At 78.6% G+C, this 988-nt stretch carries 2 protein-coding genes; both read left to right on the top strand.

Annotation, left to right across the window (positions count from 1 at the left end; genetic code table 11):
- On the top strand, positions 1-529 hold a 529-nt coding region (rfaE2, locus tag ACLIYP_RS30590), incomplete at its 5' end, for a D-glycero-beta-D-manno-heptose 1-phosphate adenylyltransferase (protein ID WP_412716320.1).
- Positions 530-600: 71 nt separating this feature from the next.
- Positions 601-988, top strand: a 388-nt coding sequence (locus ACLIYP_RS30585; RefSeq protein WP_459076364.1) for a glycosyltransferase family protein, incomplete at its 3' end; no start/stop codon positions are given.

The raw sequence follows: 988 nt of genomic DNA, 5'->3' as shown, positions 1-988 counted from the left end.
AGCAGCACCCCGGCGGCCTGCTCGCTCAGCGCCCCGGCCGCCCTCCGCCGCGCGGGGCGAGGACGCGGAGCGGCTGGTGGCCCGGGTCCGGGCGGCGGGCGGCACCGTGGTGGCCACCGGCGGCTGCTTCGACCTGCTGCACGCCGGCCACGTCGGACTGCTCCAGGCGGCCCGCCGCACCGGCGACTGCCTGGTGGTCTGCCTGAACTCGGACGCCTCGGTGCGCCGCCGCAAGGGCCCGGGCCGGCCCATCAACCCGCTGGCCGACCGCGTCCGGGTGCTGCGCGCGCTGGAGTGCGTGGACGCGGTGGCGGTCTTCGACGAGGACACCCCCGAGGAACTGCTGGAGCGGCTGCGCCCGGACGTGTGGGTCAAGGGCGGCGACTACGCGCTCGCCGATCTGCCCGAGGCCGCGCTGGTGGAGGGCTGGGGCGGGCAGGCGGTGCTGCTGCCGTACCTCGACGGCCGCTCCAGCAGCCGTATCGCCGAGCGTGCCGCGGTGTCCGTGGCCCGGAACGGGACACAGTGAACAGCCCGGAACGGGACGCGGTGAGCGGCCCGGAACGGGGAGTGGCGGACAGCCGTCGGCCGGACGTCCCCGTGAACGGTTCCGCGGGTGCCCCCCACCGGCCCCGGCTGCTGGTGCTGCGCGCCCTGGGCCTGGGCGATCTGCTGGCCGGGGTGCCCGCGCTGCGGGCGCTGCGCCGGGCGTTCCCGGACCACGAGACCGTACTCGCCACCCCGGCGGAGCTGGCCCCCATCGTCCGCGCGAGCGGCGCGGTGGACACCCTGCTGCCCGCGTCGGCGCCGGGCCGCGCCGTCCCCGCGATCACCGGCTGGCACGGGCCGCCGCCGCGGATCGCCGTCGATCTGCACGGCAGGGGGCCGGAGAGCATGCGGGCGCTGGCGGCGCTGGGCCCCGGGCGTCTGCTGGCCTTCGCCGCCGGGGACGGCCCGCGGTGGTACGCCCGGGAGCACGAGCGCGACC

Origin of the sequence: Streptomyces nanhaiensis (genome assembly GCF_046614825.1) — a bacterium.
GTDB classification, from domain to species: domain Bacteria; phylum Actinomycetota; class Actinomycetes; order Streptomycetales; family Streptomycetaceae; genus Streptomyces; species Streptomyces radiopugnans.
Note: the sequence above shows the minus strand (reverse complement) of the source record. Positions and strands in the feature narration are given on the sequence as shown.